Genomic DNA, 20,718 nt, shown 5'->3' with positions numbered 1-20,718 from the left:
AAAATAAAGCCATCGGGGCATAGCAGACCCCAAATAGCTTATGCAAGAATTAAAGCTCGAATTCTTTAATTTTATTAAAATTTAGATATTTATAAATTTGCGAATATCTCTCTTGAGGTAGTTTTTTTGCCATTATTTCTAGATACTCTTTAGCGCTAGGAAGTCGCCCAAGCATAGCGCAAACCGCCGCTAGCTCAGCACTTCCTAGATATACCTGCGCGCCTAGCCCCATGCGATTGTCAAAGTTACGAGTAGACGTTGAAAAGACTATCGCACCATCGGCTACCCTAGCCTGATTTCCCATGCATAGCGAACACCCAGGCACTTCTGTACGCGCTCCAGCTGCGCCAAATACAGAGTAATAGCCCTCTTTTATAAGCTCGTCTTTATCCATTTTTGTAGGTGGCACAACCCACAATCTAGTAGGCGTTTGTCCCTCGCCACGTAGCACCTCCGCAAGCGCACGATAGTGTCCTATATTTGTCATACAACTACCCACGAAAACTTCATCTATGTGGTGTGGTCTGTTTGGATTTGCCAGCACCTCAGAGAGTGTTGCCACGTCGTCTGGGTCATTTGGACAAGCTAGGATAGGCTCTGTGATTTCGTTTAAATTTATCTCAATAATCTCGGCATATTTTGCGTTTTTATCAGCTTTTAAAAGTACTGGATTTGCTAGCCATTCCTTCATCTTATCTCGTCTTCTAGCTAGAGTATGTGCGTCCTCATAGCCAGATGTTATCATAGCGTCAATTAGTGAGATATTTGAGGCAATATACTCCTTTACGCTATCCTCATTTAATGCTACAGTGCAGGCTGCAGCACTTCTTTCTGCGCTTGCATCGCTTAGCTCAAATGCTTGCTCGACTTTTAGATCAGGCAGCCCCTCAATCTCTAAAATCCGCCCAGCAAAAACATTCTTCTTGCCCTTTTTCTCAACCGTCAAAAGTCCACGCTTTATGGCGTAATACGGTATAGCGTTTACCAAATCCCTAAGCGTAATACCAGGCTGAAGCTCGCCACTAAAGCGCACCAAAACAGACTCAGGCATATTTAACGGCATTATCCCAAGTACCGCCGCAAACGCCACAAGCCCACTACCCGCAGGAAAGCTTATACCAATAGGAAAGCGCGTATGGCTATCTCCACCAGTGCCTACGCTATCAGGCAGTACCATACGATTAAGCCATGAATGTATGACGCCATCCCCTGGGCGCAGGCTAACACCACCACGAGAGCTTATAAATTTAGGCAAACTTTTATGCATTATCGCATCACTTGGCTTTGGATAAGCTGCAGTATGGCAAAAGCTCTGAAGTACGAAATCTGCGCCAAAACCTAGGCTTGCAAGCTCCTTTATCTCATCACGTGTCATAGGACCAGTCGTATCCTGAGAACCCACAGTCAAGGTACGTGGCTCACAGTAGCTACCAGCTCGCACACCCTCTACTCCACACGCTTTACCGACCATTTTCTGAGCTAGGGTATAGCCAGCGCCACCATCATCGCTAGGCTGGATAAATTTAGCAAATATCTCCTCACTAGCAAGCCCTAGCGCCTCCCTAGCCTTAGCGCACAGATCCCTGCCTATAATAAGCGGTATACGCCCACCAGCGCGGAACTCATCGGCTATGGTATTTGGACTTAGGTTAAAGCGCGCCACGACTTCGCCAGATTTTACTATCTCGCCTTTAAACGGATAAATTTCAATCTCATCTCCACTTTCAAGCGCGCTCACATCAGCCACGATAGGTAGTGCGCCGCTGTCCTCTGCTGTGTTAAAAAATATAGGCGCTATGCTACTACCTATAATAATGCCGCCAGTACGCTTATTGGGCACGCCCTCTATGTCCTTGCCGATGTGCCACTGAATGGAGTTTATGCCACTTTTTCGGCTTGATCCAGTGCCGACTACATCGCCCACGTAGACAACTTCTCTGCCACTTTTTTTAAGGCTATCGATAAGCTCAAGGCTGCCTGGCTGACGGCGAAGCAACATAGCCTTTGCATGAAGTGGTATGTCTGAGCGGGTAAATGCCTCGCTAGCTGGGCTTAAATCATCAGTATTTGTCTCGCCAGCCACTTTAAAAACTACCGCATCAATGCGCTCACAAAGGCTAGGACGAGAGAGAAACCACTCTGCCTGCGCCCATGATTTTAGCACAGAAGCAGCGAATTTATTGCCATTTTGATATAACTCTTTTACGTCGTTAAAATAGCTATGCACAAAGATTATCCCACTTAGAGCGTCTGCGGCTGCTTGGGCTATACTCTCATCTTTGTGGCTTAAGGCAGCGATTAGGACGATGACATTATATCCACCCAGCATTGTGCTTAGCATTTTTATAGCCACTATGGCGTCTATGCCAGATACTGTTAGGTTATGGTTTACTATCTCATTTAAAAACTCAGCCTTTACCTTTGCAGCCTCATCGACACCAGGGCTTACCCTATTTTGCAATAAATTTATTAGCTCGTATTGCTCTTTGCAACCAGATTTTAAAGCCTTAACCACCTGCGCCACTTCATCAGCACTAAGTGGTAGTGGTGGCACGCCAAGCGCCTCTCTTTCATTTACTTTTATTTGATATTCATTTAAAAAACTCATCTTTACCCCCTTGATTTTAGGTTTGGCTGATTTTAACAAATTTAAGCTATAATGGGTATAAATAAAATTTAAATTTCAAATCGTTTAAGGAAAATTAAATTTATGAGCACAGGATACATAAAATCGCCCATAGGCGTGCTTGAGGTAATCTGTCAAGGCAGCTTAGTAAGCAGTATAAATTTTGTAGAAAAGGTAGGCGAATATATAAACCCAGATGAACCTACTTTAAAGCTTTGCTTAAGCGAGCTTGAGCGGTATTTTAAGGGCGAGCTAAAAAGCTTTAGCGTAGGGGTAAAGATAGAGAGCAGTGAGTTTTCGCGCGAGGTTTACAGGCAGCTTTTGGGGATTAAATTTGGCGAAGTCATCAGCTATAAAGAGCTTGCAAAAAGAGCGGGCAGAGACAGGGCGTTTCGTGCAGTAGGAAGTGCAAACGGCAAAAATAAAATCCCTATAATAATCCCATGTCACCGCGTTATAGGCGCAAATGGGCTGGGTGGATACTCTGGTGGCGAGGGGCTAAAGACTAAGCTCTGGCTTTTAGCCCATGAGGGCGTAGACGTGAGCAAATTTAAAATCTAGCTATTTTATGCCATGGCGTTACCAAAGGTAACGTCTACTCATTCGCTGCTTCAAGTACAACAGAGCGAAGTAGCCGCGTGCCAGCACATATGTAAGACAGGTCAGTGTATTCTGCTGGATTGTGGCTTATGCCACTGCGCGATGGGACAAATATCATGCCAGTTTTGCAAATATCAGCCATATGCATACTATCATGCCCGGCTCCACTTGGCATAACCTTGTGGCTTAGCCCTAGACTTTTGGCGTTTTTGCATATTAGGTCAATCATACCATCATCTAGGCTGACTGGATCATCGCTAGATAGCTCCTTGCTCACGCATTTTACGCCGCGCTCGCTCGCTACTTGAACGCATAAATTTATAATACGCTCATATGCTTCTTGCCTGCTTTTTAGGCTTATACCACGAAGATCTACAAGCAATTTTACACATCCTGGCACGACATTCATCACACCTGGATGCACCCTACAATCCCCAACCGTAGCCACAACGCCACAATCCGCCATATCTTTTGCCACGTGTTCTATTAAAAGCACCATCTCAGCACCAGCACAAAGTGCATCCTGTCTATATTTCATGGCCGTAGTGCCAGAATGCGCGCCAGCCCCAGTAATCTCAAGACAAAACCTAAAAGGCGCACTAATCGCACTAACCACGCCCACATCAAGCCCCTCTTTTTCCAGTACAGGACCCTGCTCTATATGAAGCTCAAAAAAGCAATGCGGCACACTAAAATCTTCACTCGCATCACACGCCCTAAAAGCGTCTAAGCCAAACTCACTAAAAATATCGCAAATACTCATATCTTTGTAATCCCTTAACTTTACAAATTTATCTTTGTTTAATTTTTTAGTTAGCACTTTTGAACCAAGCGTAGACACATTAAACCTACTAGACTCCTCACAGGCAAACACAACAAGCTCCAAAGGACGGCGTGTGATAATGCCCTCATCGTTTAACGAACGTATCACCTCAAGACCAGCAAGTACGCCAAGAGTACCGTCAAATTCGCCGCCATTTATAACCGTATCAAGGTGAGAGCCAAACAAAACCGCAGGCAAACCATCACAAGCCCCGCTGCGACGCGCAAATATATTTCCCACTGCGTCTTGTCTCACCAAAAGTCCAGCATTCTCACACTCTTGCTTAAAGACCTCTCTAGCTTTTTTATCATGCGCGCTGTAAGCTAGCCTATTTATGCCAGCCCCCATACTATCATCGCTTATGCTATTTATCTGCTTAAAAAGTGCGCTTAGCCTATCTGCATTCATTATCATCCTTTATAAATTTAAAATTTCAATATCTTTAATATAAAAAGATAATAAAAATTTACTTAAAATTTTATATTAAAAAATCTCCTTTAACCAATAACCTCGCTTTATAAAACTCCAAAAGCAATCCCTATGTCACATATATAAGTGGCTTATTTATTTTACTTGCATTGCATTGTAATATACTTACTAACATCTAGTTTAGCTTTACTTTACTTAGACTTAGTGGTTTAATCCATGAAGTGGTACAAAAAGCTAAGCTTTGACTTACGGCATAGGAGTGCATAAAGGCCATAAGGTGGCTTAGCAGGATAACTGTACATAAAGTGAGTAGACAAACATATAGCTTGCAATCCAAGCTGTATAAAAGTAGTGAGATTTTTTGCTATGCTTTCTAGATTTTACTATAAACCTTACTAAATACTAAAAATCATACTACGCCTGTTAGTAATTATACCTTGTACTTACTGCTACAAGAGCGTGGGTAAATTCACAGCACTTATGATGATATCTGTCTAGTAAGGCGTACTATAAACAAGTATAAAGCATATAGTTTTTACTATGTAGTCTAGTTGGGTGTGATATTAGACGTATAAGGTAGTGGTGTTTGGCTTTTATTGTGGATTAAATTTGTAGGTAAGGTGATAGTAGTGTTAGAAGGGTTTTTGATTTTAAAATATAGCACACAATAAAGCAAATTTAAAAAAGATTTTTTAACCATTATCTCTTAGCAAATAACATTGCTTTACAAATTTCAAAAGCAAATCCTGCTCCATAAATACATGAATGGCTTAATATTCACTCGTATTGCAGGGTAATTATATCAGTTTTGCTTCGCTTGTTTTAAATAAGCTGCACTACGTTTGTTTTTAGAAACCTCATTTTCATAGAAGCTCTGCTTTTGTTATCGCTACGTGGCTAATTGAAGCGCGTAAAGCCAAAATTAAGACAAAACTTTCTGGGTAAGACATGAAGCCAAACTGGATATTAGCAAATATATCGCCTTACTATGAGGTATAGGCGAATAGATAATAAAAATGAAATCATCTTACAAAACAAGGCAAAGCCGCAGTTTATTTAAAACAAGGCAAAGCCGCAGTTTCTGTAAGAGCAAGGAAAAGCACAATTTATCAAAATTAAGGTATAGCCGTAGTTTTTAAATAAATTTTATTTTAAATTCTATACCACTTTGTGTCGCAAACCCATTCGACCCAAACAAAATAAGTCAAAACTGGGACGTAAGCTAGTATTGCATTGCTTACAATGTGAGCCACAAAAACCAGCAGACTTGATTTTTATACTTAGCTTTCCTAAGCGCTAAAAATTGTGATGGCACCATTAGTTTGCAATGTTAATTATACTATAAACTACTGACACTAATTAGTGATGTTAAAATCCGCTATGACTTAAATTTGTAATTAAAAAATAATACTATTCTTTAAAATGGCTGATAAATTTTAAAATATAGAGAAACGTCAAAATGCACTCAAATAATAAATACAAAAAAGCACAAAAGATAGTATAGTTTTAAGCTATTTATAAAAAATAATGCTGTTTTAATTTAAAAATTTAAGCCATAGTGCAAGTTTGGCACCACTAATTTGGTATTACCCCTCCCCACTTTGCAATGTCAGCAAATTTTGGAACTTTTACAGAGACTCGGTGCGAAAATCGGCGCCAACCCACTTGTATGTGTAATTAGGGCTTACCTTTAAAATTTACAAATCACTACTATTGTTTAAAAGAGCTTAATCTTATTTTGAAAAATAGATAAATCTAAATTTATTAGGGCTTTAAAATTTAAAGCCCACTTTTTAGCTATTTAATACGCCAAACACTCTATTGACATTATCGTTTTTACTCAAACTAAGTCTAATAACGCTGTCTTTTAAAGCGTGTAAAGAGTGTGAAACATTTGGCTCAAGGCTTATCATATCAAACACACAAAGCCTAAATATCTCATCGCCTACACTAAAATCAATCTCTCCGCTTAATACCTGAACCATAATCTTGCCTGGTGCACTATGTTCTTTCATTTGTGAACCAGCCTGCATAGAGATACGTATCTCTTTAACTCCGTCTAATTCGTGCATTTTGTTAACCAAAACCCCATCGAAACCATCGACGCCCCATTTTAATATTTGCATGAGTTTTCCTTTGTAAGCTTTTTCTAACATTCTCTTTATTTATCATATGCAATACATTTGCTTACGCATTAAATATTTTTTAAGAGATTAAATTTAGATAAAACTTTTTAAATTTAAAATAAATATTTATTTAGGAGATATTTTAGCGGATTAATTTTTAGATAGCATTGATTTTGATTAAGAATGAGGTGAGGCAGCTGAAAAACAACCGCCAAATTTAAAGCTATATTATTTTCGTAATTCGCGAATTTTAGCTGCTTTGCCACGTAGCTCACGTAGATAAAATAGCTTGGCTCTACGTACGCGACCTCGTCGTAATACTTTAATTTCTTCTATGCTTTCGCTATATATAGGGAATATTCTCTCAACCCCTACACTATTTGCGCCAATTTTGCGAATAATGAAAGTCTCACCAGTACCTGTACCACGTCTAGCTATACATATTCCTTCAAAATTCTGAACTCTAGTCTTATCGCCCTCTTTGATACGGATGGCGACTCTTAGCGTATCACCAGCACGAAACTCAGGCGCATTTTTGCTTGCGATTTGTGCATTTTCAAATGCTTCTATGTATTTGTTTCTCATTGAATTTCCTTCATTTGTGGCTTGATTTTTTGGTATAAATCAGGGCGAAAAAACCTTGTTTTACAAAGAGCCATTTTAGATTTTAAAGCAGTGATTTTACTATGATTTCCCTTTAAAAATTCTGAAACTATACATAAACCTCTAAAATTATCAGGCTTAGTAAATGATGGGGCTTCGAGCAAATTTGCCTCGAAACTCTCTACATCAAGGCTTTGAGAGTTACCCAAAACACCCATAATATTTCGAGAAATAGCGTCTGCCATACACAAAGAACCAAGCTCACCACCAGTAAGAATAAAATCTCCGATACTAAAAACTTCATCAGCATAAAGCTCAATAATGCGCTCGTCAATCCCCTCATATCTACCACAAACAAAGCAGATATGATTGTTTTGCTTGGCAAGTCTTTTTGCATCATTTTGGGTAAATTTTTTACCAACTGGAGTAAGAAATATGACTCTAGGCTTTGGTTTTTTTAAAAATAAATTTTCCAAACTAGCACTAAGAGGTTCTGGCGTCATTAAAAGCCCAGCTCCGCCACCCACCATATACTCATCAACTTTTTTATGACGATTTTGCGAGTAATCTCTGGGATTTATACACTCCACATCTATATAGTCACTTTTTAAAGCACGCCCTAATATGGAGGCTTGAAAATAAGGTAAAATGAGCTCAGGAAACAGAGTAATAAAACTAAATTTCATAAGCTCTCAAGCAACTCTTTAGCGTCTTTTGCGATTATTTGTCCGCTTTGCAGGCTAATATCTAAAATATATCTATCTACATATGGCAGATAAAACTCGCTGACTAAACCATTATTTACGAGCCTATCATCAACCTTAACCAAAAAAAGATAATTTGCACTCATATCCATTATATCGCTAACAATGCCTAGAATTTCTCCATTTTCAACAACCTTAAGCCCTATAACGTCAAAATAAAAATATTCATCTTTTTTGAGTTTGCAATTTTTGCGAGTTAATTCTTTTGTTGTGTATAAATTTTTGTTCGTCAGGGTTTTTGCTAAGTCTAAGTCATCAAACCCTTCAAACAAAATACAAGAACGCCCCAAGTCAAAGTGTTTTATGGTTAAATTTAATCCTCCATCACAGATAAAATTAGCACCTTTTTTAAACTGCGAGATAAAATCACTTTTGTTATGAAGTCTGATATACCCCTTTAACCCCACGCTTTTACCAAGGGTTGCAACGATTAGCATATCATCATTCACAACTACTCCTCTAAGGCTTTAACTGTAACGCGATAGCTGGTAGGATTTTTTGCCTTTGAACCAACAATAACTGTCTTTATGGCATTTATCATTTTGCCATCTTTACCTATTAGTTTACCAGTGTCGCTTTTATGTGCATATATGATAATTTCTACGAAATTTTCGCCAAGTTCAATTTTCTCAAATTTAACCTTTTCTGGATAATCTGCGATAAGTTTAGCGTATTCGCACAAAAAGTCTTCAACCATATTATTTACTTGTAATTTTTGCAACCCTATCGCTTAATTTTGCACCTACACCTTTCCAGTAAGCTAATCTCTCGGCGTCAAATTTAACAACTTCAGGTTCTACCATAGGATTATAATACCCTATACTCTCTATCCAGCCACTATCGCGTCTTTTTCTACTATCTGTTACTACTATACGATAAAATGGTCTTTTCTTACGTCCCATTCTTGTTAATCTTACTACTGTTGCCATATCTTTTTCTCCTTTAAAAATTTTAAAATAAGGCTTAAATATACCAGCCAAAACTGGCAAATTTAAATCCTATTATCTAGGTCTATTTTGCCCAGCCTGAGCTAGTAAATTTGCAAGCCCTCTTGCTCCACCTTTACCAGCAAATTTTTTTGCCATTTTTGAGGCATTTTCAAACTGTTTTAAAAATCTATTTACCTGCATTTGACTAAGCCCAGCACCCTCAGCTATACGACGCTTGCGACTATTGTTTAAAAGCTCTGGATTTTCCCTTTCTTTTAAAGTCATAGAGCTAATCATAGCTTTTATATGAATTATCTCTTTTGAATTTTCTAAGTCAATATCTTTTAGCTGATTTGCCATAGCGCCCATACCAGGCAGCATACCTAAAATTGACTTCATACTGCCTAATTTTTTTACACTTTCCATTTGCTCCAAAAAGTCATTAAAATTAAACTGACCTTTTTTTATCTTTTGATTAAGTCTCTTGGCCTCTTTTTCATCTATTATAGTACTAGTTTTTTCAACCAAAGTGGCTAAATCGCCCTCGCCCATAATGCGACTTACTATCCTATCTGGTATAAAGCTCTCTATATCGGCTGGCTTTTCACCTGTGCCTATAAATCTAAGAGGTATGCCTATTTGTTTTGCTATTCCTATTGCAACGCCGCCTTTAGTATCGGCGTCAAATTTAGAAAGAATTACACCGCTAATACCAAGAGCTTCATTAAAGGTATCGGCACTTCGCACGCCATCTTGTCCACTCATAGCGTCTGCGACGTAAAAAATTTCATCTGGATTTAATAAAGTCTTAATATCCTTAATCTGACTCATCAAAACTTCGTCTATAGCAAGTCTACCTGCGGTATCAACCAAAAGTACATCATAAAGTCCACTTTTTGCTTTATCCAAAGCAGCCTTAGCCACTGTTAGCGGATCCGTCTCGCCATCTATATAAAAAAGCTCAATTTCATTTACTTCACAAAGCTGCTTTAGCTGCTCGACAGCTGCAAGCCTTTGCAAATCACACGCCGCAACTAAGACTTTTTTCTTTCTTAGTTTTAGATAAGTGGCAAGCTTTACCGTGCTTGTTGTCTTGCCTGAGCCTTGAAGTCCAGCCATTAAAACAACAGTAGGAGGCACTGAAGAATATACAAAGCCCTGATTGCCAGAGGCTGTAAGTATATCTGTAAGGTTTGATTTTATTGAGTCTAAAAGCTGCTTTTGCCCTATGCCTTTTTGCTTAATATCCGATTCTATTGTAGCTATAAATTCCTTAACTACTTTATGGTGGACGTCGGATTTTAAAAGAGCTTTTTTAAGCACGTCTAAAGCATTTTTTAAAGCTTTTTCGTCATCCACAAATCGGACTTTACTAAGGGCTAGGCGAAATGACTCGCTTATGCTTTCAAACAAATCAGAACCTTTCTAAAATTATCATTAAAGGGCGTATTCTACTAAATTTTTTCTTTACCTAGGTTTAAATTTTCATCTTTTTAGAAATCTCAAAGCCAAAAGCGTTAAAATCATTTGGGATAGGTGCTATAAAATTATAACCCAAAATAGAGATAGAATAAGCGTGTAAATACATCCGCTCGCTTGCGTTTTTGCCGTATTTCTCATCCCCAACAATAGGTAAGTCAACACTACTAAGATGCACTCTTATTTGATGAGTTCTACCTGTTTTTATATTTACTTTTACTAAAGATTTTTTGCCCACTACCATAATGGGAAAAACCTCACTAATGGCGGTTTTACCGTCCTTTGATACCTTTGATGTAGCACCACCTTTGCCTTTTATGGTTACGATTGGCTCATTAATTAATATCTCATCGCTAACCAGCCCTTTGACAATAGCAACGTAATTTTTATCCACAAAAAGCTTTTTAAACTCGGATTTTGCAGCTACGGCAAATTCATCATTTTTAACCAAAAGCAAAACCCCACTTGTCTCCTTGTCCAAACGGTGCAAAAGAGGCGCCTTAAACATCTCGCTAACTCTTTCGCTAGTCATGCCATAGGGTTTATTAATAGCGATTAAATTTTCATCCTCAAATATAATCTCAGGTTTTCCAGCATTTTTTATATTGAATTTAGTAGCTGGGCTTATTAGAGCTCGCGCTATAACTACCTTTTTGCCTCTAGCAAAGACAAGCCCACTGTCTATTAGAGCCTTTGCCTCGTTATTTGATATGCCCTCTTGCTTGGCTAGGACCTTATACGCTTTCTCCACTTGCCCTCCTTATATCGGCTATGATTTCACTGGCGTTTGAATGCGATGATATTTTACTTTTGGCTAAATTTTTCTGCTTAAGTAATTCTGAAACTTCATCAGCTCTTGCGATAGTTATACCCTCAACTAGCGAATAAAGACTTGTCTGATTAAAGAAAAACTCTCCGCTTATTATAACTGGATTAAATTGTGCTGCCTCAATAGGATTATGCCCACCTATGCCATCTATAAAGCTTCCACAAAGTACAACTATATCGGAAATTGCATAAATATTTACAAGCTCACCTAATGTGTCAACAAGAATGATATCGGCGCTAAATTTATCGCTTGTATCGCTAAATCTCGCAAAACTCCTACCATTTCTTAGGGCAAATTCTTGCAATAGCTTTGAGACTTCGTCAAATCTCTCAGGGTGTCTTGGCGCAAAAATAATCTTATCATTTTTGCTTAAAGAAAGCTTTAAAAGCAAAAGCTCCTCTTCGCCAGAATGAGTGCTGGCAAACACCACGACTCGCCCCTTTGGCTTTACGTACTCTGTGCTAGGTTTTGGCAAAAAGGCTGATTTTATATTTCCACTTACTCGGATATTTTTAGCGCCTAAGAATTTCAACCTATCAAAATCTACCATATTTTGAGCATAAACGCAATCAATATACCTAAACAAATATCTGTAAAAAAAGGCAAACCTTTTATAGCTTTTTACACTTTTATCTGATATACGTGCATTTATGAGTATAACTCGCGCCCCTTTTAGCTTGGCAACTAAAACAAGCATTAGCCATAATTCAGCTTCAAATACCACAAGTACTTTTGAGCGCTTTAACCAAAATGGTAAAAATATTTCAAACGGCAAAAATCTGGTATTCTCACTCTGCTTTTTGGCGGCCTCAAAGCCAGTTTGTGTTATAACACTTATAGAGCTATTTTTAAATAAACTTATCAAAGGCTTAAGTGCTTGTATCTCGCCATAGCTAGCAGCGTGAAAATGCACTTTTGCCTTACTAAATGGGGGGTTATTAGCCAGCCAAAATCTAGCTGGTATGCTCTTTTTATATTTATCTTTAGCAAAGGATAAAATCCATAAAAAAGGCAGAGCAAAGCCCCACAAAATAGCGCATAAAATATAATAAATTGCTGCTATGACTAAGCCTCGGTTTCTTTATATAAAATACGTCCGCAATGAGGGCAGGTAATAATGTCCTCTCCTCTAATAACAGAGGCAAAAGTCTTGTCATTTATCCTCATAAAACAGCCGTAGCAAGCCTGATTTTTCACAGGTACGACTGCTGTATTTCCGGCCCATTTTCGAATTTTCTCATAAAAGCTTAGAATTTTTTGATTCATCTGAGTTACTATTTTATCTTTTTTAGCATAGACCTCAGTACGCTCTTTTTCTATATTTGCGACCTCGTTTGAAATTTCAGCCTCATTTTTAACTAGTCTTTCATCTATTTCAGCCAAGCTTGCCTCAAGCTCAGCTTTTTGCTCAGATTTTGTTTCTATTAGCTTTTCAAGCCTAGCTATCTCCTCATTTGCTGCCTCAAGCTGTTCTTTGGCTATCTCCTCTTCAAGCCCCAGAGCTTTTATCTCTTTTTCTGTTTTTGCTAGTCCGCTTTTTTTGCTGACATCTTTTATCTTTAAACCAAACTCAGCAATATGTGCATTTACTTGAGATTTTTGAGAACCTATCTCATCTATCGCCTCTGAAATATTTGCAATCGAGCTTAAAACCGCCTCTTTTTCCTCTTTTGTCGCACGTAAAACTCGCTCCACACTCTCAATACGTGGCGCAAATCCGTCAATCTCCTTATCAATATGCGAAAGCTCCACTAACTGCTGTAAATATTTATTCATCTATTTCCTTTAAAGATATGAAAATGGGTTTTTTGAATGTTTGATTATAACTTCTATTTGAAATTTTTGCAAGGCTTTGGCGATACACTCCCCAAAATACCGCTCACTCTCAAAGTGTCCGATGTCAATCAGGCTTATGCCATTTTCATAAGCCTGCAAGGCGGTGTGATATTTTAAATCCCCAGTAATAAAGCAATCTGTGCTAGCATTTTCCATTAGCTCAGCACCACTGCCAGTGCAAAAAAGCACCTCTTTTACCTTCTCCTTTGCCCTTACCACTCGCACGCAATCTAGCCCCAGCTTTTGCTTTACTATCGCCACTAGTTCGCTAAAGCCGCCAGCATATTCAAGCCCCAATAAAAACTCGCTCCTGCTCGCCACATTAAAGCCCAAAATCTCGCTTGCAACGTAGCGGTTTAAAAGTGCTTTGTCAAAATTTGTATGCAGGCTGATTAGGTTTATATTTTTTGCTAGCATTTTAGCGATTAAATTTGATGGATACACGTTTAAATCAAGCTGCTTTAGCCCCCGAAAAATCAGCGGATGGTGCGTAAGCAGAGTGGAATTTGGCTCAAGTGAGCCAATAAGCTCGCTATCCACATCAAGACTAGCATAAATCCTGCCAGCCTGGGCGGTGTGGCTACCTAAAATAAGCCCGCTATTATCCCAGCTCTCTTGCGTGCTAAAGGGGGCAATCTCGTCTAAAATGGCGTAAAGCTCGGCTATTTTCACTTGGCGTTTTCCTTGCCGTTTTCTACATAGCAGATCGCACACGCCTTGGCTAGTTCGCGAATTTTTAGGATGTATTCTTGGCGTTGCGTTACGCTAATAGCCCCCCTTGCGTCAAGGACGTTAAAGGTGTGAGCTGCTAGCATACAATAATCATACGCAGGCAGCGCAAGGCTCGCGGCTAGGGCGTTTTTACACTCGGCTGAAGCGTTTTCAAACTGGCTAAAAAGCAGCCCCACGTCCGCGACTTCAAAGTTATATTTGCTCCACTCATACTCGCCCCTTTTATGCACGTCGCCATACGTTACCACCCTGCCATCACGCTCGTCCCAGACGATGTCATAGACGCTGTCTTTATTTTGCAGATACATCGCAAGCCGCTCAAGCCCGTAGGTGATCTCAGCGCTTATTAGCTCGCACGGCAAGCCCCCGACTTGCTGAAAATAGGTAAACTGCGTTACCTCCATACCATCAAGCCAGACCTCCCAGCCTAGCCCCCACGCCCCAAGAGTCGGGCTTTCCCAATTGTCTTCAACAAAGCGAATGTCGTGCTTTTTTAAATTTAACCCCAAAGCTTCAAGGCTTTTTAAATAAAGCTCTTGGATATTATCTGGGCTTGGTTTAATAATAACCTGAAACTGATAATACGCCCCTAGGCGGTTTGGATTTTCGCCATATCTGCCATCAGTCGGACGGCGGCTGGGTGCGACGTATGCCACCGACCACGGCTCGCTACCCAGGCTACGTAAAAACGTCGCCTGATGATACGTCCCAGCCCCAGCAGGCATATCGTAAGGCTGAATGACTAAGCAGCCTTGCTGCTGCCAATACTGCTGTAGTTTTAGGATTATTTCTGAAAAAGTTATCATTTTTCTGACCTTTTGTAAGACTTGCTTTTTTAAATTTAATGGCTAATTTTAGCAAAATAAAATTTTAAAGGGTTTAAATTCTCGCCTTTTTTGAAATTTTAGGCTGGGTTTGGATTACGGCTTTTGATTTTTGCGTTAAAAGCAAGACTTGAAATATCAATCAAATTTAAATCGCAACGGATTGAAATTATTCCGCATTAACCGACTAGATGCGAAGTATCGCTCGTCCTGACAAGGCGTAGGAGCAAGCCGCAAGGGAGTTACCTGATAGGTAATGACCGCAGCGGCTGCGGACTACAACGCAGTATGGCGAAGCGAGACGAGCCGCCATTTTTCGCTTAGGCTTTATAGTTTTCTACTGCCTTATTCCACATCAACTTATACTTTCGCTTTAAAAACTCCACTTCGTCCTGTGCGTGCTTTAGCTGCGTTGTTAGTATTTCAACGCTCTTTCTGTCTTCATCATATAGCTCTTGCATAGAGTAAAGCGCCTCTTTTAAAAATTTATTCTCACTTCTAAGCGTCTCAAGCGTCTCGTCCTTTGCGTCAAGCACCTTTTCGTGTAAATTTAAAATCGTCCCAATGGTCTTTTCGACAAAGCTCTCGCCTGGCAAAGAGTGATTAAGCTGTGCCACTTGTGTGCTAGCCTCTGGCACAACACTCAAAGTACCCTGCTGCGCCTCTATATAAACCTCGCCGTCATCGTCAATACGTGTCTTAAGCGCCTTTCGCTCTATCATATCATTTATGACATCAATGTCTAAATGCACCAGCTTTGCAAATTCGTCCTTTTTTAAAAACGCCTGCATAACTCCCCCTAAAGTATGACCTCTACGCTAGCAGAGTCTTTAGCCACGGCGGCTGCCTTTTTAGCTCTATCGTCGGCTAGCTTTTGCGAAAGCTCAGCGTCAGAGAGTGCTAAAATCTGCATAGCAAGGTAGGCTGAATTTATCGCTCCAGCCTTGCCCACAGCAAGCGTCGCCACTGGCATACCAGCAGGCATTTGCACGGTGGAGTAAAGCGCATCGACGCCACTTAGCGCCCCACCCGCCATAGGCACGCCAATGACTGGCTTAGTAGTGTGAGCTGCCACCACCCCAGCTAGGTGAGCTGCCATACCAGCCGCGCAGATGAATGCCACCACGCCCTTTTTCTCGGCTGCTGTGACGTAGCTTATGGTGCGCTCTGGGCTTCTGTGGGCTGAGCTGATGATTAGCTCATACTTTACGCCAAAGCTCTCAAGCACCTTTGCCGCTTCGCTCACCACTTCATAATCGCTCTTGCTCCCCATTATGATACTTATAAATTTCATCTATTTCCTTAAAAACGTAAATTCAAAAAGCCTAGCAGGCAGTTTTATGGCATTCTCATTTCCGCTATGGATTTCATCAAATTCCCTGTTTTTCTGGCTTATTAGACGGTTAAATTTAACATACCAGACTCCACTTTGCTCATATATTTGCCCTATTTCATTATCCGCTTCTTGCAATTGCGCGCCAGCAGGGGCTACTATCTCATATGCCACGCCCGTTTTTATCACGCCTCTGCTTAGGATATGCTCGCCGTCGTAGCTGATAGCCTCGACATTTTTGCTGCCCTCCTCTAAGCTTGAGATGAGATTTTGCGTGTCAGTGCGCTCAAATGGGCGATGCACCAAATACCCATCTGTAAAACCACGATTTTTAAGTGTGTTTAGCTCATCAGCATAAATCTTGGCGTCAAATTTATCAGCCAAAGCATCATCTATCGCCATACGATACGCCCTAGTGGCACAAGCAGCGTAATATTCACTCTTAGTTCGCCCCTCGATTTTTAGGCTGTCAATCACACCAGCTTCTATTATATCCTTAATGTGGGCGGATAAATTTAGATCCTTTGAGTTCATTATGTGCGTGCCACCCTCTGGATCCTCCTCTAAGCGAAACAGTGTGCCACTTTCTGGATTTTTCGCATATAGCTCGTATTTAAAACGACAGTCATTTGCGCAGCTTCCGCGGTTACTCATTCGCCCGCTTTGCACGCTAGAAACCAGGCATCTGCCAGAGTAGGCAAAGCACATTGAACCATGGATAAAAATCTCAATCTCAAGGCTTGGAATTTGCTCTTTTATCTTTATGACATCTCGTAAATTCATCTCTCTAGCCACGACTATGCGGCTAGCCCCCATATCGTGATAAATTTTTGCGTCAAGGTAGTTCATCACGTTTGCCTGCGTGCTTAAATGCACCTCTACATCAGGCGCTAGCTCACGCGCTAGGCTCATCACTCCTGGAGTGGAGATGATAAAACCATCAGGCTTTAGCTCGCCCAGGGTTTTAAGGTGGCGTTTAAGCCCATCAATTTGGCTATTAAATGGAAAAGCGTTTACGGTAGCGTAGAATTTTTTACCCTTTGAGTGGGTGTAGTCTATGGCCTCTTTAAAGCTTTCAAGGTCAAACTCACGTGCTGAGCGGGTACGCAGACTAAAGCTAGCTACGCTTGCATAAACAGCATCCGCGCCATAAGCAAGAGCAATTTTTAGCTTGGTTAAATTCCCAGCAGGAGATAGTAGTTCTGGACGCTTTAGCACTATTTTTTACCCAGGCTTTCTATTAGTGCTTCGATGTCGTCGTTGCTAACTAGGTCGTCTGTAGTGGTATCTCCAGCGATATGTACAGCTGAGCCGACACGCTTATCATCATCTATTTTACCCTCAAAAAGCGTATTCATATATTTACTTAATGCGCGCATTACGTTTATTACACGCTCGATTTTTTGGCGGTGAATGTCTTGATATTGCATCATATCCATAGCCATCATTATCTCATCTTGCCCCATTTGTAGGTTTGAAATGACTTCATCTATGCTGCTTTTTAGTGCTTCATTTCGCTCAAGCGCCTCGCTAAATGCGCCAACTGCAGGAAATTTATCACGCAAGGTAGTAAATATCTCTATATTTTTATCAAGTCCACCTTTTAAAGCCACACAGCTGCCTTCTGAATCCATAAAATAGTTATTTATCTCCTCGAGCTTTTCTAGCATTTCAGTGGCTTTTGCCTCGCTGTCCCTAGTAACATCATCAAGCTGATGTACCATTTTATGATCCTCTGTTGGGGGCGGCGGAGGCCACGCTGCATCTGCGCTTACTCTGTAATTTTTCACATCAACTATAAGCGCTTCATCTTTTTCTGCGTCATCGTTTTTATCATCCTCTAAAGCTACGTCCTCATCGTCTAATCCGCCAGCCATAAGAGCGTCTAGTTCTTCTTGCGTCATAGTATCTCCTAAAATTATAAATCGCTTGATTATACACTCAAACGGCTTATTTAAATTTAAAATTAATAAGCATTTTGTTAGAATTTAAAGCTAAAAGGAGCAAAATGATAGTTGACTTACACAACCACACCACACGGTGCAATCATGCCACTGGAAGCATGCAAGAATACGTGCAAATGGCGATAAAAAATGGGATAAAGATATTTGGATTTAGCGATCACGCACCGATGGAATTTGATAAAAAATGGCGTATGGGTTTTAGTCAAATGGCTGATTATGAAAGCGAGGCAAAAATATTAAAAGAGCGCTTTAAAGCCGATATAGAGGTGCTTTTGGGCTATGAAGTGGATTATTTACGAGGGCTTATTGATGAGAGAGTTTTAAAAGCAGAAGTTGATTATTTAATAGGCTCAGTGCATTTTTTGGGTAAGTGGGGATTTGATAATCCTGAATTTATCGGAGAGTATCAAAACCGCAATATAGACGCGATTTGGCAAGAGTATTTTGGGGCGATTGAGGATATGGCAAAAAGCGGACTTTTTGATATAGTGGGGCACATTGATTTATTAAAGGTCTTTAAATTTATGCCAAAAAAAGACGTGAGAATCCTAGCAAAAAATGCACTCAAGGCGATAAAAAAAGCTGGCTTAGTAGTAGAAATAAACGCAGCTGGTTTTCGTAAAATGGTAGCTGAGCAATACCCTAGCTTACCGCTTTTACAAGAAATTTATGCGCTTGATATACCAATCACATTTGGCTCTGATGCGCACGCTGTAGAACAAGTAGGCGCAGGGGGCGCTGAGTGCGAGCGTATCGCTAGACAAGTGGGGTATTTAAAGTGCAGTGTCTTTAAAGGTAGGGACATGGATAGTATTAAATTTTAAATTAAATGTAAATAAAGAATAATAAAGGTATAATTTTGCTACACATTACTTCTAAGGAGAAAATATGGGTAAATTTGTAAACAGCGTCGATGAGTTTTTTAGCTTTGCAAAAGAGCATGAGGTGGCTTTTGTTGATTTTCGTTTTACCGATTTAAACGGCACATGGCACCACCTAAGCTACAATTTCAAATCAATCAGCAAAGAGACCTTTGAAAACGGCATACCATTTGACGGCAGCTCAATTGACGGCTGGCAGCCCATACATAAATCAGATATGATACTCCTGCCAGAAGCTCAGAGTGCATTTTTAGATCCATTTACGGCAGATGCAACTATAGTGGTATTTTGCGACGTATATGATATTTATAAAGGCGCACTATATGAAAAATGCCCTCGCTCAATCGCTAAAAAGGCTCTAAAGCACCTAGAAGAAAGCGGCATTGGCGATGTGGCATATTTTGGGCCTGAGAATGAATTTTTTATATTTGACAATGTCAAAATAGTAGACAAAATCAACTGCGCTATGTATGAAGTAGATAGCGAAGAGGGCGAGTGGAACGACGCTAGAGACTTTAAAGACAGCTACAACACAGGACACCGCCCACGCACAAAGGGTGGGTATTTCCCAGTCCAGCCAGTCGATAGTATGGTAGATCTGCGTGCTGAGATGGTGCAGGTACTGGAGCAAGTGGGACTAGAAACATTTGCAGTCCATCACGAAGTGGCTCAAGGTCAGGGCGAAATCGGCGTGAAATTTGGCACGCTGGTTGAAGCCGCTGATAATGTGCAAATTTATAAATACGTCGTCAAAATGGTCGCCCACCTAAACGGCAAGACTGCGACATTTATGCCAAAGCCGCTTTACGGCGATAATGGCAGCGGTATGCACGTACATCAAAGCATATGGAAAGAGGGCAAAAATCTCTTTTACAAGCAAGGAGAGTATGGAAATTTAAGCGACTTTGCGCGCCACTACATAGGCGGAGTGCTAAAGCACGCTAGAAGTGTGGCGGCCTTTACAAACCCTAGCACAAACAGCTACAAACGCCTAATCCCAGGCTTTGAAGCCCCATCAATCCTAACCTACTCCTGCCAAAACAGAAGTGCGAGCGTGCGTATCCCATATGGTGCAGGCGAAAAAAGCGTGCGAGCTGAAATGCGCTTTCCTGATAGCACAGCGTGTCCGTATCTTGCATTTACGGCTATGCTGATGGCTGGACTTGACGGAGTGAAAAACAAAATCGAGCCAGTTGGGCCTATGGATGAGAATTTATTCATTATGCACCTAGATGAGATTAGAGAGCGTGGCATAGAGCAAATGCCGCACACCCTGCGTGGCAGCCTAGAGAGCCTGATACGAGATAATGCCTACCTAAAGCCAGTGATGACTGACGAGCTAATCGACACCTATCAGCACTATAAATTTGAAACGCAGGTGTGGCCTTATGAAGCACGTCCAACGGCGTTTGAGTTTAAGACCTGCTACTCTTGCTAGCTAGCGTCTGTAGCGGGCAATGTAGGCCCGCTACGATTTAAATTTAAATCTGTCTCCGTTTTATCAAACAATAGCATATTAAAAAATTTTAAACTACAGCACACCAACTAGTTGCTTTTGACATTAATATTACAGAGTAATATCGGTACGTTTTTTAGCGCTTCGTAGCTTAGCACAAAATAAAAAAAGATAGAAAGAACCAGAGTGAAAGTCTAGCAAACTCACTACTTTTGATATGAGCAATAAATAAACTAAACTCACATACGTTGACACATAGTGATTGCCATTGAAATTTGTAAAGCAATATTAAAGAACCTATTAAATTTCATTCTACTTCGTAAAAACATTCTTTAATAAAGTTTTAGTGTTTAAAAAGTCCAAAGCTCGCTTTTAGATTTTTCCGAATTTTGTGGCTTTTGGTAAATACATTTTTTGTTTTTTGGGGAATAAATTTATAAAAGCTTTTAAAATGGCAGAAGCTTAACACTTCTGCCATAATACT

At 40.3% G+C, this 20,718-nt stretch carries 21 protein-coding genes; 3 read left to right on the top strand and 18 right to left on the bottom strand.

Going from position 1 to position 20,718, the window contains the following annotated elements:
* Positions 1 to 49: 49 nt before the first annotated feature.
* Entirely contained in the window at positions 50 to 2,608 is a 2,559-nt protein-coding gene (locus LBC_RS04290; RefSeq protein WP_221254866.1) for a bifunctional aconitate hydratase 2/2-methylisocitrate dehydratase, read from the bottom strand.
* A gap of 102 nt (positions 2,609 to 2,710) precedes the next feature.
* Between LBC_RS04290 and LBC_RS04285 the strand changes: the two genes are divergently transcribed.
* The gene (locus LBC_RS04285) at positions 2,711 to 3,187 is read left to right on the top strand and encodes a methylated-DNA--[protein]-cysteine S-methyltransferase (protein WP_221254865.1); all 477 of its coding nucleotides are present in this window, start codon (positions 2,711 to 2,713) and stop codon (positions 3,185 to 3,187) included.
* 34 nt (positions 3,188 to 3,221) lie between these two features.
* On the opposite strand, the gene LBC_RS04280 is transcribed toward LBC_RS04285, so the two are convergent.
* The 17 genes from LBC_RS04280 to LBC_RS04200 all read right to left on the bottom strand — a co-directional run bounded on the left by LBC_RS04280 (position 3,222) and on the right by LBC_RS04200 (position 17,837).
* Positions 3,222 to 4,457 (bottom strand): Zn-dependent hydrolase, encoded by a 1,236-nt coding sequence (locus LBC_RS04280; RefSeq protein WP_260173442.1) that lies wholly within the window; start codon positions 4,455 to 4,457, stop codon positions 3,222 to 3,224.
* 1,814 nt (positions 4,458 to 6,271) lie between these two features.
* Positions 6,272 to 6,604, bottom strand: a complete 333-nt coding sequence (locus tag LBC_RS04275; protein ID WP_221254863.1) for a cupin domain-containing protein — start codon at positions 6,602 to 6,604, stop codon at positions 6,272 to 6,274.
* Positions 6,605 to 6,832: 228 nt separating this feature from the next.
* Positions 6,833 to 7,189 carry a 50S ribosomal protein L19 gene (rplS, locus tag LBC_RS04270; protein WP_221254862.1) on the bottom strand — a complete coding sequence of 119 codons (357 nt, stop codon included), beginning with the start codon at positions 7,187 to 7,189 and terminating at the stop codon, positions 6,833 to 6,835.
* Complete coding sequence (trmD, locus tag LBC_RS04265; RefSeq protein WP_221254861.1) at positions 7,186 to 7,893, bottom strand: tRNA (guanosine(37)-N1)-methyltransferase TrmD; 708 nt, start codon at positions 7,891 to 7,893, stop codon at positions 7,186 to 7,188. The genes rplS and trmD overlap by 4 nt, the downstream gene beginning before the upstream one ends.
* Entirely contained in the window at positions 7,890 to 8,420 is a 531-nt protein-coding gene (gene rimM / locus LBC_RS04260) for a ribosome maturation factor RimM (protein WP_221254860.1), read from the bottom strand. Before rimM ends, trmD begins: the two co-directional genes overlap by 4 nt.
* A 2-nt stretch (positions 8,421 to 8,422) precedes the next feature.
* Positions 8,423 to 8,668 carry a KH domain-containing protein gene (locus tag LBC_RS04255; RefSeq protein WP_221254859.1) on the bottom strand — a complete coding sequence of 82 codons (246 nt, stop codon included), beginning with the start codon at positions 8,666 to 8,668 and terminating at the stop codon, positions 8,423 to 8,425.
* A gap of 1 nt (position 8,669) precedes the next feature.
* Positions 8,670 to 8,900 (bottom strand): 30S ribosomal protein S16, encoded by a 231-nt coding sequence (rpsP, locus tag LBC_RS04250; RefSeq protein ID WP_221254858.1) that lies wholly within the window; start codon positions 8,898 to 8,900, stop codon positions 8,670 to 8,672.
* Positions 8,901 to 8,972: 72 nt separating this feature from the next.
* Positions 8,973 to 10,313 (bottom strand): signal recognition particle protein, encoded by a 1,341-nt coding sequence (gene ffh, locus LBC_RS04245; protein WP_221254857.1) that lies wholly within the window; start codon positions 10,311 to 10,313, stop codon positions 8,973 to 8,975.
* Positions 10,314 to 10,377: 64 nt separating this feature from the next.
* The gene (locus tag LBC_RS04240) at positions 10,378 to 11,130 is read right to left on the bottom strand and encodes an RluA family pseudouridine synthase (protein ID WP_221254856.1); all 753 of its coding nucleotides are present in this window, start codon (positions 11,128 to 11,130) and stop codon (positions 10,378 to 10,380) included.
* Positions 11,114 to 12,271: a lipid IV(A) 3-deoxy-D-manno-octulosonic acid transferase gene (gene waaA, locus LBC_RS04235; protein ID WP_221254953.1), complete on the bottom strand. Its 1,158-nt coding sequence runs from the start codon at positions 12,269 to 12,271 to the stop codon at positions 11,114 to 11,116. The genes LBC_RS04240 and waaA overlap by 17 nt, the downstream gene beginning before the upstream one ends.
* A 2-nt stretch (positions 12,272 to 12,273) precedes the next feature.
* Positions 12,274 to 12,984: a zinc ribbon domain-containing protein gene (locus tag LBC_RS04230; RefSeq protein ID WP_221254855.1), complete on the bottom strand. Its 711-nt coding sequence runs from the start codon at positions 12,982 to 12,984 to the stop codon at positions 12,274 to 12,276.
* Between the two features lie 9 nt (positions 12,985 to 12,993).
* On the bottom strand, positions 12,994 to 13,716 hold the full coding sequence (locus LBC_RS04225) for a Nif3-like dinuclear metal center hexameric protein (RefSeq protein ID WP_221254854.1): 723 nt from the start codon (positions 13,714 to 13,716) through the stop codon (positions 12,994 to 12,996).
* Positions 13,713 to 14,579, bottom strand: a complete 867-nt coding sequence (gene glyQ, locus LBC_RS04220; RefSeq protein WP_221254952.1) for a glycine--tRNA ligase subunit alpha — start codon at positions 14,577 to 14,579, stop codon at positions 13,713 to 13,715. The genes LBC_RS04225 and glyQ overlap by 4 nt, the downstream gene beginning before the upstream one ends.
* Positions 14,580 to 14,920: 341 nt before the next feature.
* A complete protein-coding gene (locus tag LBC_RS04215) occupies positions 14,921 to 15,391 on the bottom strand; it encodes a DUF3972 domain-containing protein (protein WP_221254853.1) in 471 nt (156 codons plus the stop codon).
* Positions 15,392 to 15,399: 8 nt separating this feature from the next.
* Entirely contained in the window at positions 15,400 to 15,894 is a 495-nt protein-coding gene (purE, locus tag LBC_RS04210) for a 5-(carboxyamino)imidazole ribonucleotide mutase (protein WP_221254852.1), read from the bottom strand.
* Positions 15,895 to 17,151 carry a peptidase U32 family protein gene (locus tag LBC_RS04205; protein WP_221254851.1) on the bottom strand — a complete coding sequence of 419 codons (1,257 nt, stop codon included), beginning with the start codon at positions 17,149 to 17,151 and terminating at the stop codon, positions 15,895 to 15,897.
* Positions 17,151 to 17,837, bottom strand: a complete 687-nt coding sequence (locus LBC_RS04200; protein ID WP_221254850.1) for a chemotaxis protein — start codon at positions 17,835 to 17,837, stop codon at positions 17,151 to 17,153. The genes LBC_RS04205 and LBC_RS04200 overlap by 1 nt, the downstream gene beginning before the upstream one ends.
* A 104-nt stretch (positions 17,838 to 17,941) precedes the next feature.
* Here LBC_RS04200 and LBC_RS04195 point away from each other — a divergent pair, with 104 nt between their 5' ends.
* Together LBC_RS04195 and glnA are read left to right on the top strand one after the other, a co-directional pair.
* On the top strand, positions 17,942 to 18,721 hold the full coding sequence (locus LBC_RS04195; protein WP_221254849.1) for a histidinol-phosphatase: 780 nt from the start codon (positions 17,942 to 17,944) through the stop codon (positions 18,719 to 18,721).
* Positions 18,722 to 18,785: 64 nt separating this feature from the next.
* Positions 18,786 to 20,216: a type I glutamate--ammonia ligase gene (gene glnA, locus LBC_RS04190; RefSeq protein WP_221254848.1), complete on the top strand. Its 1,431-nt coding sequence runs from the start codon at positions 18,786 to 18,788 to the stop codon at positions 20,214 to 20,216.
* Positions 20,217 to 20,718 lie beyond the last annotated feature (502 nt).

The organism is Campylobacter sp. 19-13652 (assembly GCF_019702925.1).
In the GTDB taxonomy this organism is placed as follows: domain Bacteria; phylum Campylobacterota; class Campylobacteria; order Campylobacterales; family Campylobacteraceae; genus Campylobacter_A.
This window is presented reverse-complemented; position numbering and strand designations above follow the sequence as displayed.